11 protein-coding genes are annotated in these 12,203 nt (G+C 47.1%); 4 read left to right on the forward strand and 7 right to left on the reverse strand.

Translation table 11 applies throughout. The features are described 5' to 3' along the window. Window positions 1-15: 15 nt before the first annotated feature. From BUB37_RS10920 to BUB37_RS10930, 3 genes are read right to left on the reverse strand one after another with little or no spacing between them, the layout of a single operon-like run. Window positions 16-1,203, reverse strand: coding sequence for a pyridoxal phosphate-dependent aminotransferase (locus BUB37_RS10920; protein WP_072993398.1), 1,188 nt, complete (start codon window positions 1,201-1,203; stop codon window positions 16-18). A 33-nt stretch (window positions 1,204-1,236) separates the two neighbouring features. Next, the gene (locus BUB37_RS10925; protein WP_072993401.1) at window positions 1,237-1,737 is read right to left on the reverse strand and encodes a hypothetical protein; all 501 of its coding nucleotides are present in this window, start codon (window positions 1,735-1,737) and stop codon (window positions 1,237-1,239) included. Window positions 1,738-1,768: 31 nt separating this feature from the next. Continuing rightward, the gene (locus BUB37_RS10930) at window positions 1,769-4,717 is read right to left on the reverse strand and encodes a TonB-dependent receptor (RefSeq protein WP_170863152.1); all 2,949 of its coding nucleotides are present in this window, start codon (window positions 4,715-4,717) and stop codon (window positions 1,769-1,771) included. Window positions 4,718-5,261: 544 nt separating this feature from the next. Between BUB37_RS10930 and BUB37_RS10935 the strand changes: the two genes are divergently transcribed. After that, entirely contained in the window at window positions 5,262-5,726 is a 465-nt protein-coding gene (locus BUB37_RS10935) for an Lrp/AsnC family transcriptional regulator (RefSeq protein ID WP_072993407.1), read from the forward strand. A gap of 138 nt (window positions 5,727-5,864) precedes the next feature. Then, window positions 5,865-6,188 (forward strand): hypothetical protein, encoded by a 324-nt coding sequence (locus BUB37_RS10940; protein ID WP_072993410.1) that lies wholly within the window; start codon window positions 5,865-5,867, stop codon window positions 6,186-6,188. A gap of 48 nt (window positions 6,189-6,236) precedes the next feature. Here BUB37_RS10940 and BUB37_RS10945 read toward each other — a convergent pair whose 3' ends face one another. Continuing rightward, window positions 6,237-6,620 (reverse strand): DUF1456 family protein, encoded by a 384-nt coding sequence (locus tag BUB37_RS10945; protein WP_072993413.1) that lies wholly within the window; start codon window positions 6,618-6,620, stop codon window positions 6,237-6,239. Between the two features lie 131 nt (window positions 6,621-6,751). On the opposite strand from BUB37_RS10945, the gene BUB37_RS10950 reads away from it, so the two are divergent. After that, window positions 6,752-7,153 (forward strand): tellurite resistance TerB family protein, encoded by a 402-nt coding sequence (locus tag BUB37_RS10950; protein ID WP_072993416.1) that lies wholly within the window; start codon window positions 6,752-6,754, stop codon window positions 7,151-7,153. A 189-nt stretch (window positions 7,154-7,342) separates the two neighbouring features. Further along, window positions 7,343-7,768: an Hsp20/alpha crystallin family protein gene (locus BUB37_RS10955; protein ID WP_072993419.1), complete on the forward strand. Its 426-nt coding sequence runs from the start codon at window positions 7,343-7,345 to the stop codon at window positions 7,766-7,768. Window positions 7,769-8,350: 582 nt separating this feature from the next. On the opposite strand, the gene uvrB is transcribed toward BUB37_RS10955, so the two are convergent. The 3 genes from uvrB to BUB37_RS10970 form a co-directional block, all read right to left on the reverse strand. After that, window positions 8,351-10,339 carry an excinuclease ABC subunit UvrB gene (gene uvrB / locus BUB37_RS10960; RefSeq protein WP_072993422.1) on the reverse strand — a complete coding sequence of 663 codons (1,989 nt, stop codon included), beginning with the start codon at window positions 10,337-10,339 and terminating at the stop codon, window positions 8,351-8,353. An 87-nt stretch (window positions 10,340-10,426) separates the two neighbouring features. Further along, the gene (locus BUB37_RS10965; RefSeq protein WP_072993425.1) at window positions 10,427-11,260 is read right to left on the reverse strand and encodes an ABC transporter permease; all 834 of its coding nucleotides are present in this window, start codon (window positions 11,258-11,260) and stop codon (window positions 10,427-10,429) included. Next, complete coding sequence (locus tag BUB37_RS10970; RefSeq protein ID WP_072993428.1) at window positions 11,257-12,171, reverse strand: ABC transporter ATP-binding protein; 915 nt, start codon at window positions 12,169-12,171, stop codon at window positions 11,257-11,259. The genes BUB37_RS10965 and BUB37_RS10970 overlap by 4 nt, the downstream gene beginning before the upstream one ends. Window positions 12,172-12,203 lie beyond the last annotated feature (32 nt).

A 12,203-nucleotide genomic window follows, 5' to 3' on the forward strand; every position in this document is an offset into this window, starting at 1 on the left:
ATGGGCTAACTGAACTTAAACTAGCACTTTTTGAAGGGCGGAAGCAAAAATCTTCATCTCGTCCATGGTGCCCATGCTTACACGGCACCAATTTTTGTCCATAATATCGAATGCGCGAACGCCCACGCCTTGGGCCGTCATCTTTTCGAGAAAGGACTTGCCTTCCATTTCTATCGGGAACAGAATAAAGCTGGTCGACGAGGGAACGTAGGTATATCCCATCTTGTCCAAGGTGGCGTAGACGAATTCCCTACACTCGGCATTGAGCTTCCTCGATTTTTCCTGAAAGGCGATATCGTCCATACTGGCCGAAGCGGCATAGACCGAAGGGTAGGTAATGCCCATGCCTCCCCGGGTAATATCCTGTATCTTGTCCAAGGTGCTTTCCTGCGCAACGATATAGCCCACCCGTAGACCGGCCATACCATGTATTTTGGAGAAGGTACGGGCAATGATCACGTCTTTGCCCTGGGTGACCAATGAAACCATACTTTTTTTGGCGGCATCTTCCAGAAAGTCCAAATACGCTTCATCGACGAAGACGGGTACTTTTTCCGAAACGCGGGAGCAGAAGTCGACCAGCTCGGCGTGATCGGTCATGCTTCCGGTGGGGTTGTTGGGGTTGCATATATAGACCAGTTTGGTGTCTTTGTCAATGGCGGCTTCCATGCCCTTTAGGTCGTGCGACCAATCGTCCTTTAGGGGTACGGGCTTCCAAGAGGCACCCGTAGCTTGGGCCACCTTGATCAGCGACATGTACGATGGGTCGGCCGATACTACATTGCCGCCCTTGGCGAACATGACCATGGCCGTTTTTTCCAATAGGTCGGAAGAACCGGGCCCCATCATAATATTCTCGATTTTTACGCCCTCTTTTACCGCAATCTTGTCCATCAGGTCAAAAAGTTCCTTCCAAGCATAGCGGTTTCCCAGGGTAGTGGCACCTTTAAAGGCCTCGACGGCCATGGGAGAGGGGCCGTATGGGTTTTCGTTGGCGTTGAGTTTGGCCAATAGCTTGGCCGTGTCGGGAAAGGCCTCGGCATTGAACTCCTTAAAGAAAGGGCTGTAGATGGTCCTGCCCTGCGAGTCGAATTTGGGTTGGGCCATAGGTGTTTCCCCAAACGAGAGTTGGGGCAAGACCATTGCTCCTGCAGCGGTCAAAGCGCCCCGCTTCAACCATGCTCTTCTGTTTAATGTTTCCATAGTGCTGTGTATTTAAGTTAAAAAATCAGTTCTCTAGTTGCTTTCCACCGCTTCGGCGTTCGTTCCCAAGCCCCCGGTAGCGACGATGGTATTATCCGATGGGCCCAGGTATATGTTGATGTGGGCGTCCATTTCCAGGATGGAATCGTAAAAGGCGGTATCGCTGATTACGAAAAATTTGCTTGATCCAAATTCTCCCGTATCGCCCGAAACATCGTCCAGTTCCATCATGGTGGTCGTTTCGTCGCCAACGGGGCCGCTGAGGATTACGGCAGGATGCATCTCCCCCTCAATAGTGTTGTACAGGGCGATCTGTACCAAGGTCTGGTCGAGGTTGTTCTTCCAAAAGACAACTCTTCCGTTGACGTTGGCCCCGCCCGGATCGGTAGATTCGACGGAATAGGCAATGTACTGGGTAAGTGTGCCTCCTCCTTCGGCTGTGGTCAATATGGGTTCCAAACGCTCTTGTTCGCACGATAAGAGACCTACCGAGATCAATGCTACGAGTAAAATGTTAGTTATATGTTTTTCCATAATTTTCTTCTTTTAGTTTTGTCGTACCTTATTATAGGGTAAAGCTTAATCGTCCGAAATAGTAGGCTCCCGATGATCCTTGCTGATAGTTCGAATAGAGGTTGAAGGTCCTTAGTTCGTACCTGATGATTTCGGGGTATTCGTTAAAGATGTTGTTGCCTCCTACCGTAAAGCTGATGGAATCGGTAAAATTGTAGGTTATACCTATGTCGGTCGTGAATTCCGGAGTGAAGTACTGGTCGGCATAGCCCACACTTCCGTCGAGCAAGGTGCGTTCTATGCTGTCCCTGGTCTGGACGGAGCCGAACCTGGTTCCTCTCAACATGGCCGAAAACTTGCCTATGGAGTAGTTTAGGGTTCCTATTATCTTGCTACTTGGCGTACCGGTTTCGAACTGGCCGATCAGGCCCCTGTTCACGTAATTGTCCGCCAGCTCTTCGTCGGTCAGGTCGGTGTTGAGGTCGGGCAGGTTAATGTTTTCGAACTTGTTTTCCCTGAAGGTTCCGCTGAGAATGGCACCGAACCTACCTGCGCCGAGATTGGTGTTGTAGTTGACCACCGCTTCGATGCCCTTGGTGCTGATGTCCCCGCCATTGATCCTAAAGCTTGCCAGGCCGCTACCGATGATGGGGGCCAGAACGGGAGCTTGCCCGGCGTCGAATTCACCGGTTTCAAAAATGCGGTCAAAGATGTCGATTTTATAGGCGTCTACGGTTACATCGAACTTGCCGATTTTACTGGTAAAGCCCAAACTGTAGTTTCTTGATCTCTCTTCCTGTAGCTGTCCTATGCCCAGGGCCCTTGCGGCCGAACTGCTATTGGGGTACAAGGTACCGTCAAAGGGTTGGAGCCCCACAAAGAAGGTGTAGCTATGGGAGTAGTTGAGCTCTTGTAGGGAAGGTGCGCGAAAGCCACTGCTAAAAGATCCCCTAAAGGCAAAGTTTTCGCCGATGGAGTACCTTGCGGCAACCTTACCTGTAAGTACATTGCCGAAGTCGGAATAGTTTTCCATGCGCAAGGCCCCGGAGACCAAAAAATCCTCGGTCATATCCAATTCCATGTCCAAATAGGCGGCCATTACGGAACGATAGCTGTTGCTTTCGTTTTCAGGGGCAAAACCCCTAAAGCACTGACAGTTCAAGGCGTAGTTCTTGACCAGTTCTTGGCTGACGCCGGCATAGGGAAGTACGACGGGGGCCCCACTGCCGTCGACGATGGGGGAGCCGCTTAAATCCTCCAGGGGAAACCCGTCGGGACCGACCAACAATTGATTGTCCTCGGTGGCGGTTATAACCCCGGCATCGCCTGCGGTCCAGCTTTCTTCCTGTCCGGCGACGATGGCATAGTTTTCAACCCTTAACTCGCCACCGAAGGCAACGTTGAGGCCTGAAAGAATATCTTCGTAAAAATTAGTGAAATCCAAGTTCAAAGTGTTCTGAAAGAAACTGTGTGTTCCTAGGTCCATTTCTGTCGGGGAGCCGGTTCCGATACTTGCGTTCCATGTATTGAACATGCCGTATTTGGCCGAGTTCATACCGAAGTTGTTGCTGAAATCGAACTCATAGTCGCCGAATTCGCCGGTAATACCGGTTGCGAGGGCCAAGTTGTACTGGTTGGTGTAGATCTGGGGCCTGAAGCCGTTGGGGAAAAGGTCGAAGCTGGTCCTGTCGGCCTGTGCGGCCCTTCTGTAAAAGCAGCTATAGGCATCTGAATATTGATAGCCGAAATCGCCGAAAGCATAAAAATCGGAGGTTTCGGACAATGGATTTTCGAGGTTGAAACCAAAGCCCATGAGGGTCTTGGCCGGAAGGCCGGAGTAGGTGGCGACATCGACCTGCTCTATGCCTCTTGCCGCCATCAGGCCCTCAACGGTGGTCAGCGAGCTTATGGCCGCTGCATCCCCGCTGGCCTGGGCGGCAATCAGCTCTGGGTTGGTTATTATGGGGTTGCCGTTCACCGAGGTGGTCTGGTTGTTCAGGTAGTCCGAGCTGTACAAGGGTGCCCTGTCAATTTCCAAAACGGTCGGTCTAATGGTTCGTTCAGATTGGCTAATTAGGGCGGAAACGTTCAAAAATCCCCCGTTTTCGAAGGAAATTCCATAATTCCCATCGAATTGGAAATTGAACCCGTCCCAATCCCCCGAAGTTCTATTGAGGGCCCTTTCACCCTCCGTAAGGTCCGAATCGCTAAAATCGGGCGATTTGTTGGGGTAGCCTCCCACGGTAAGGGTACCGGTAAACTCGTCGGTACCTTTTTTTGTTACGACGTTTATTACCCCGGCAATCGCATCGGAACCATATTGGGCCGAGGCGCCGTCCCGTAAAATCTCAATATGGTCTATTCCTATGGAAGGAATGAATTTCATATCTACGGCATTGGAAGGTGTGCCCGTTTGCGAAGCGGCAAGAATTGCCGATGTGTGCCTTCTTTTCCCATTGACAAGGACCAACATTTGGTTGGGGGCAAGGCCCCGTAAGCTCGGCGGACTCACAAAAGACGACAGGTCACCGCCACCACTGGTGTAGGCGGTAAACGAAGGGGCCGAGGCGGCAAGCATTTGCGAAAGGTCTTGCTGCGGCATGTTGATGGCGTCCTTTTTGATATCGATGACATCGACGGGCACGGGGGTATTAAGTTTGGTCCTGGGCTGTCCCCGGGAGCCGATGACGATGGTTTCGAGCAATTGTTCGGCGGCAGGGACCAGAATGATATCAATCTCCTTTTTGCCCGCTACCGGTATTTCCTTGGTGGCAAATCCCAAGGAAGAAAATATTAGAACGGCATCGGCTGGCGCATCGATGGTATATTCCCCATCAAAATTGGTCGTAGTGCCCTTAGTGGTGCCCTTAATGATTACATCGGTTCCCGGTAGAACGACACCTTGGTCGTCGAGAACCTTTCCGGTAATCATGATCTCTTGCGCACTGCCTATAGCAACTCGAATCAGGCAAAAGAATAACAGTATTGGAACTTTCTTCATAAGTAAAAGGTTTTGGTTGATACTAGACATTGCATTTGCCCAACCATTTCTTATCCAATATTGAATTGAATGGGGGTCAAATTCAGTGTAAGAAAAGTTCCGGATACTTTACTTTGTTGACTGGTCTTAACTACAGAACAACAAGACAATATTAAGGGGAGTTTTTGATATATGAAAATTCGAAAAATCGGTAAAATGCTTCGATTTAAGGCTTTATTCTGTTGAAAAAATAATTTTTAGGCCATTTATTAACGAATCGGCAGATTATATTTTTTATACCCAATAAAATCTACCAAAACTTAAAAAAACGGGTAAAAAACATTTTTATGGGATTAAAAATTCAAACGTTTGAAAAAAATGCATTTTATATTAAAAACGTCTTTTTATTAGCATATTATTACAGTTTTTTTCAAAACCTTGAATTAATTTTACATAAATCATCTTTTTGATAGATTTAATTGAATATCAAATAGGATGTATGACTGTTAATGGGTGCTGCTTTTACGAGGTAAATGGTATGTCAACCCACCCTTAAATACCATATATGAGAGATAAGCTAGATGCTGTAGACCACACAATATTGACTATTCTTTCGGAAGATGCGCAAATGAACTATACCGATGTAGCGAAACGGGCGGGGGTATCCCCGGGTACGGTTCATATGCGCACAAGGAAGATGAAAAATATGGGGGTGATCAAAGGGGCCACCTTGTCTCTCGATTACAGTAAGTTAGGCTGGAAAATGACCGTTTTTTTGGGTATTTTTTTAAAACAGGCCTCGCTTTATAAGGATGTGATAGATGCCTTGTCAGAGGTTGAGGAGGTCGTTAAAATCCATCACAGTACGGGTAAGTACGATATTTTTGTCAAGATTCACGCAAAGGATAGCCTGCACTATCGCCGGCTTTACCAAGAATCGATATTGGTAATCGAAGGTATTCGCGATATCGAGTCGTTCATATCCCTTGAAGAAAGCATGAACCGGCATATCCACTTCGGGGAGAAATAAAAACAGCTTATTGGGGGCTTCTTTCTTCGATGTCCTTGTGAAAATTATGTTAAAACCATAGGAGTCCTGTAACGGACTCCCCCTTCTCTCGTCTTTTAGGTAATTCATCACATCATCAATCATTTAAAAACAAAAGTCATGAGAAAAATTAGTTTCGTATTTGTAGCTGCCATGTTGTTATCCTTTGGAAACGTTTTGGCAAACGATTTAAATCCCAAAAACCTTTCAGGTCAGATTGCGGAAATGTTGAGGAACAATTCCCTTTCGTCCGACGTGGTCAATTTAAGGGCGCAAGTGCGCTTTACATTGAACAATGAGCAGGAAATCGTTGTTCTTTCGGTAGATACCGAAGACGAGGATTTGGAGAATTTTGTCAAGGCCAAACTCAATTACAAAAAAGTGGAGCTCGATGACTACGAAGAAGGCAAATTGTATACCATTGGCGTTCGCGTAGCCCGATAATCCCTAATCGATTAATCAACGATTGCATCCTGGCTCGCCAACGGCGGGTCAGGATTTTTTTTCTCCCTTTCGTTGATTGGGCTTGTTTTTGTACTTGACGTTCGTGATGTCGCGGTTTATCGACTTGTGCTGTTGGGCCTTAAAGTTCTTCCTTGGTTTTTCCTGGTGGGTGCTCCCTGCCTTTTTCAATACATCACCTGGAAACTTGGGTTCTTCCTTTGTGCCCCTGAGGTAGATTACCAGGCCGTTTAAAAAGTTTCGGAGCACCTGGTCCCCGCATTCCCTATAGTTTGGGTGGTCTTCTTTTCTGAAGAAGGCCCCGAGTTCGCTTTTGCTGATATTGAAATCAACCTGTTTTAAGATGTCCACGATTTCATCGTCCCTGAGCATAAGGGCTACGCGTAGCTTTTTAAAGATGTCGTTGTTGGTCATAACTATTTTTTGGCAAGTTATTACAAATAATACGGAGTACCATGGGCTTATAGTTTTAACATTGGGGTATCGTAGCTTTTTGTAATTTTATATATAACAAGAAACGGACTACACTGTTAATATTATCATTTATGGCTACATACAAGGAAAAATTAAGCATACTTTCCGAAATGATCGAGTTTGCGAAAGTTGATGGCAAGATCAAGGAACCCGAATTTAATTTTCTGTTGGGCGTAGCCGATCAGCTTGGGGTCGACAGGGAAACCTTTAACTCTTTGTTCGTGTCGGAAACCGAACACGTAGTCCCCAAATCCCAGGCCGACCGCATTCTTCAGTTCCATAGGTTGGTGCTTTTAATGAACGTCGATTCCGTTCAGGAGGATTTCGAGGTGACCCGGCTCCATAATATCGGTTTGGGAATGGGCCTTCCTCCGGCCGCTATACAGCAAGTACTCACGGTAATGAAGCAATACCCTGGAGGAGTGGTCCCTCCCAAGGTCCTCATCGATATCTTTAAAGTACATTACAACTGATCGGGCCTTTTCGCTTCTCGCTTAAAAGGCTGATATTGTTTTTTGATTTAGGTACAAGTGTTAATAAAATGTCAAAATGTCATTTAAATAGAAAAACAACATGACACTATGTCCTGTTTTTGCTGTTGGTATATGATTTGCCTTTGCTGATGTGTAATCGAAGTCTAACAGTAAAAAAATAAAGAGATCATGAGTATAGTAAAAAGAAATAATTTGGTGTTTCCTTCTTTGATGAACGAAATTTTCAAACCTGATTGGTTCGGGGGTATGGATGTCTTTAGTTCGGGTGTCCCTGCCGTCAATATTAAGGACAATGAGAAAGAATTTGAGCTCGAGCTTGCCGTTCCGGGCCGAAAGAAGGACGATTTTAATATCGAGGTCGATAACGATGTGTTGACCATTTCGGCGGAAACGAAGCATGAAGACGAGGTGAAGGAAGATAATTACACAAGAAGGGAGTTTGGTTTTACTTCCTTCAAGAGGTCGTTTACCTTGCCTGATACGGTCGATGTCGACAAGATAGGGGCCAAATATGAAGATGGATTGCTGAAGTTTGTGTTGCCCAAGAAGGAAGAGGCCTTGCCAAAACCTAAAAAGTTGATTGAACTTAAGTAAGGAAAATAATAGTCCGCCCTATATCTTTTCGGTGTTGGGCGGCCCCATTTTTAAGTTTAGTTGGTTAGGTCAAAAACACTCCAACAACGTCGTTGTTTTGGGGTGTTTTTTTATGTCTTGAAATTGGGTTTTTTATGGGGAGGTGATTTGTTCTGAAATGTGTTTTTTGTCCAAGGGTTTTAGAGGGGTCTTTTGTAATGGGTTTTGGTTTTTTTTGTGAGGGGGCGGAACAGGAGGCAGGGGGGTTGTCTTGGTTTTTTTAAAGGGGTCGATCGTAGGTGTGGCGAGGTTTTTTTTTGGTGAAGGGATATCGGTGTTTTGGAAGGTTTTTTTGGCCGGGATTCCTAGGGGCCGACCATTGAAAAAAAAGCGAAAAAATGGGACTTTTTCCGGTATTTAATACGTAACTTTAAGATGTGTCAAAAGCGTGTTTTTTTTGGTGAAATAGGGGTGTAGTTCTGTTTTAGTCTTGTCTAAAAATTTTACTTATAAAATTTGTTTTCAGTAAATTACAATATTTTATTTGTTGTTTTTGTTTAATTTTTGTTTTGGTCCCCAAAAAAGCTTGGAAACTACCTCGGATTACTCTTTTTTCTGTAGCATTTTTATCTCGTCACGCAGTTTGGCGGCCTGCATAAAATCCAATTCCTTGGCCGCTTTTTCCATGGCCTTTCTCTTCTGACGAATGAGCTTTTCCTTTTGGTCTTGGGTCAAGTAATCGAGGTCCGGTTCGGCGGCCCGTATTTCTTCCTTTTCGAAATGATAGGTCGAGACCGAGTTTTTCGAGAGCACGTTGTCCAGGTTTTTGTTCAGTGCTTTCGGGGTGATGTTATGGGCTAGGTTATAGGCCGTTTGTTTCTCTCTTCTATAGGTAGTTTCATCGATGGTTTTTTGCATGCTTTCGGTGATCTTGTCGGCGTACATGATGGCCTTTCCGTTGAGGTGTCTTGCCGCCCTTCCGACGGTTTGGGTAAGGGACCGGTTATTCCGTAAAAAACCCTCTTTGTCCGCATCCAAGATGGCCACCAATGAAACTTCCGGTAGGTCCAGTCCTTCCCGAAGCAGGTTAACTCCGATAAGCACATCAAAAATCCCTTTTCTTAGGTCCTGCATGATCTCCACCCGTTCCAAGGTGTCGACATCGCTATGGATGTATCGGCAGCGCACATTGATGCGGGTAAGGTATTTGGCCAGCTCTTCGGCCATCCGTTTGGTGAGGGTGGTAACGAGGGTCCGCTCATCCTTTTCCACCCTGGTCTGGATTTCTTCGACCAAGTCGTCTATCTGGTTCAAACTGGGGCGTACCTCTATAATGGGATCTAGAAGTCCCGTAGGCCGTATTACCTGTTCCACATAAACTCCCTGGCTTTGTTCGAGCTCGTAATCGGCGGGGGTGGCACTTACATAGATGACCTGGTTTTGCAGGGCTTCGAATTCCTCGAACTTTAGGGGACGGTTGTCCATGGCCGCCGGCAGCCTAAAACCGTAGTCCACCAAGTTGACCTTTCGGGAGCGGTCGCCCCCGTACATGGCATGTACCTGGGGTATGGTAACGTGGCTTTCATCCACTACCATCAAATAATCGTCCGGAAAATAGTCCAACAGGCAAAAGGGCCTTGTGCCGGGTTGGCGGCCGTCCAAGTAGCGCGAATAATTTTCAATACCCGAGCAGTAGCCCAGTTCGCGGATCATTTCCAGGTCAAAATTGGTGCGTTCCTCAAGGCGTTTCGCCTCAAGGGGTTTTCCGATTTCCTTAAAGTAGTTGACCTGGGCTACCAGATCGTCCTGAATTTGGTGTATGGCGTTTTGCAGTACGTCCTGTGAGGTAACGAACATGTTGGCGGGGTAGATGTTCAAATTTTCGTAAACCTCGATTACGTTGTTGTTAAAGGGGTCGAAGGCCTCTATTTCCTCTATCTCATCCCCAAAAAAATGGATTCTAAAGGCGTGGTCGGCATAACTGGGAAAAACATCGACCACATCTCCCTTGACCCTGAAATTGCCGTTTCTGAAATCGGCTGTGGTCCGTGAGTACAGGCTTTGCACCAGTTGATGCATAAATTTGGTACGCGCGATGACCTGGTCTTTCTTTATGGATATCACGTTTTTCTGGAATTCGACCGGATTGCCGATACCGTAAAGGCAGGAAACCGAAGCCACGACCAGCACGTCGCGGCGGCCCGAAAGCAAGGAAGAGGTGGCGCTCAGGCGCAACTTTTCTATGTCCTCGTTGATCGAAAGGTCTTTCTCTATATAGAGTCCCGAGGTCGGAATAAAGGCTTCCGGTTGGTAATAATCGTAATACGATACGAAATACTCCACGGCATTTTCGGGAAAGAACTGTTTGAATTCCGAATAGAGTTGGGCCGCAAGGGTCTTGTTATGGGCAAGTACCAAGGTGGGCCGCTGAACCTCCGCTATTACATTGGCTATGGTAAAGGTTTTTCCCGACCCGGTGACCCCCAATAGGGTCTGATGGCGGTCTTGGCCTTCAATGCCTTCCACGAGTTGTTTTATGGCACTCGGTTGGTCGCCCGTGGGCTTGAATTCTGATACGACTTTAAACTTCATCCTCAAAAATACGAAAGATGGACGGTTTAGTTCAACCCAAAAGCGCTATTGTTTGGACAAATAGGGATACGTAAACGCCCTGGCCCTTTACAGGTCCCTTTTCCTTAACAGGGCATAGGAGCCGTATATAAAAATGGCAGTCCACGCCAGTACAATCAGAATCTCGTACCAATGCACGTGATAGTCGAGGGCGAACTTTTCACCCATTTGCGCCGCTACCGATTGTACGGCATTGAGGCGCGAAAAAGGTTCGTCTATAAGGTTCGACATCGATTGCAAGGGGAACAGGTCCTTGATCGCCGCCGCAGTATCCCAAGAGGCCAATATCCATGCCAAAAAACCGAACAGCAGTTGCTCCACGATCATCCACAGGATCAAAAAGCCCAGGGCAAAGGCAGAGCGTTTGACGAGAATCCCCAGAAATAGACATAAGGTAAAAAAGCCTACGAGCTTAACGAAAAAGGCCGCTATAAACTCCAGGTCCGACAACATGATCGCCGGTTCGTTATAATCGGAATAGACCAAGCCCAGTACCAAGGAAACGACAAAGACAAAAAGGGTCGATATCAGGGCGAAGGAGACCACGGTCAAGAACTTGCTGAGAACGAATTCCTTTTTCGAAAGACCGTCGATCAGGTTCTGTTTGATCGTCTTGTTGACGTATTCGTTGGCCATCATCGAAACGATGACGATGGCCAGAAAAAGCTTGAAAAAGGCTGCTATATAGGTCGTAAAGTGCCAGATGTACGGAAAATTGAATATCCCCTGTTCGGCTAGGTGGAATTTAATGGGGCCGATGTCGAATTTTATGGCCGCCACCAGAGCGATCGAGGTGAGCAGGATGAAATACGATAGGATCAAGATCTTGCTGATCCTGTTGTTCCACAGTTTGATGAACTCTATTTGTAACAGTCGTATCATGGGGTCTTGGGATTCGCTTGGTTTTCGGTCAGGGCCAGGAATTGCTCTTCAAGGCTTTCTTTTCTTTTGACGAGGTGCGATAGTACGATACCTTGCGAAACAAGGGATCGATTGAGTTCGGCGGCATCCATTTCTTCTTTGAGGATGGCGGTGACCAAACCGTTTTCCAGCTTTACCTCCCCGAAGCTGGCGCTCCTTTCCAAATAGGCTTTGAGGTGGTCGGGATTGTCGCTTTTGAGCTCAAAAAAACCATGGCTGGCCCGCATACCGTCTACCCGCCCCGAATACAGTTTTTCGCCTTTTCGGAGGATGATGACATGGCTGCATACCTTTTCGACTTCGTCCAATAGGTGGGAGGCCAATAGGATGGTGGTCCCTTGGGCGGCGATCTGTTTTATGATCTCCCGTATTTGGTGGATGCCTTGCGGGTCCAGGCCGTTGGTAGGCTCGTCCAAGATCAGGATCTCGGGATCGTTGAGTAGGGCGGAGGCAATGGCCAGCCGCTGCTTCATGCCTAGGGAGTAGGTCCGGAACTTACTGTCCTTCCGGTCCAACAAGCCGACAATCTCCAATTTTTCCTCTATCTTTTCTTCGCTTACCTCTTTGATCATACAGACCAACTTCAGGTTTTGGGTCGCGGTCATGTAGGGGTAAAAGTTGGGCCTTTCGATAATGGCGCCCACTTTTTTCAAGGCGTCGTGTGTCGAGGTATGGCCGTCGAACCAAAAAAAGTCGCCATGGGTTTTGTTCACTACATTGAGGACAATGCCCAGGGTAGTGGATTTTCCGCTGCCGTTGGGGCCTAGAATCCCATAGACGTTCCCTTTTTCAATGGTGAACGACAGGTTTTTGACCGCTGTCAAATGCCCGAATTTTTTAGTAAGGTTGTTAACCGTGAGAATCGTTTTCAAGGGTCGCCTGTTTTGGGGATATGACGATCCAA

It is taken from the genome of Pseudozobellia thermophila (assembly GCF_900141855.1).
Classification (GTDB): domain Bacteria; phylum Bacteroidota; class Bacteroidia; order Flavobacteriales; family Flavobacteriaceae; genus Pseudozobellia; species Pseudozobellia thermophila.

Excerpts from the sequence above, each read along its gene's own strand:
- BUB37_RS10955 (WP_072993419.1), top strand. The coding sequence starts at position 7,343 with ATGAGTATAGTAAAAAGAAATAATTTGGTGTTTCCTTCTTTGATGAAC.
- BUB37_RS10940 (WP_072993410.1), top strand. The coding sequence starts at position 5,865 with ATGAGAAAAATTAGTTTCGTATTTGTAGCTGCCATGTTGTTATCCTTT.
- BUB37_RS10945 (WP_072993413.1), bottom strand. The coding sequence starts at position 6,620 with ATGACCAACAACGACATCTTTAAAAAGCTACGCGTAGCCCTTATGCTC.
- BUB37_RS10965 (WP_072993425.1), bottom strand. The coding sequence starts at position 11,260 with ATGATACGACTGTTACAAATAGAGTTCATCAAACTGTGGAACAACAGG.
- BUB37_RS10935 (WP_072993407.1), top strand. The coding sequence starts at position 5,262 with ATGAGAGATAAGCTAGATGCTGTAGACCACACAATATTGACTATTCTT.
- BUB37_RS10920 (WP_072993398.1), bottom strand. The coding sequence starts at position 1,203 with ATGGAAACATTAAACAGAAGAGCATGGTTGAAGCGGGGCGCTTTGACC.
- BUB37_RS10950 (WP_072993416.1), top strand. The coding sequence starts at position 6,752 with ATGGCTACATACAAGGAAAAATTAAGCATACTTTCCGAAATGATCGAG.
- uvrB (WP_072993422.1), bottom strand. The coding sequence starts at position 10,339 with ATGAAGTTTAAAGTCGTATCAGAATTCAAGCCCACGGGCGACCAACCG.
- BUB37_RS10930 (WP_170863152.1), bottom strand. The coding sequence starts at position 4,717 with ATGAAGAAAGTTCCAATACTGTTATTCTTTTGCCTGATTCGAGTTGCT.
- BUB37_RS10925 (WP_072993401.1), bottom strand. The coding sequence starts at position 1,737 with ATGGAAAAACATATAACTAACATTTTACTCGTAGCATTGATCTCGGTA.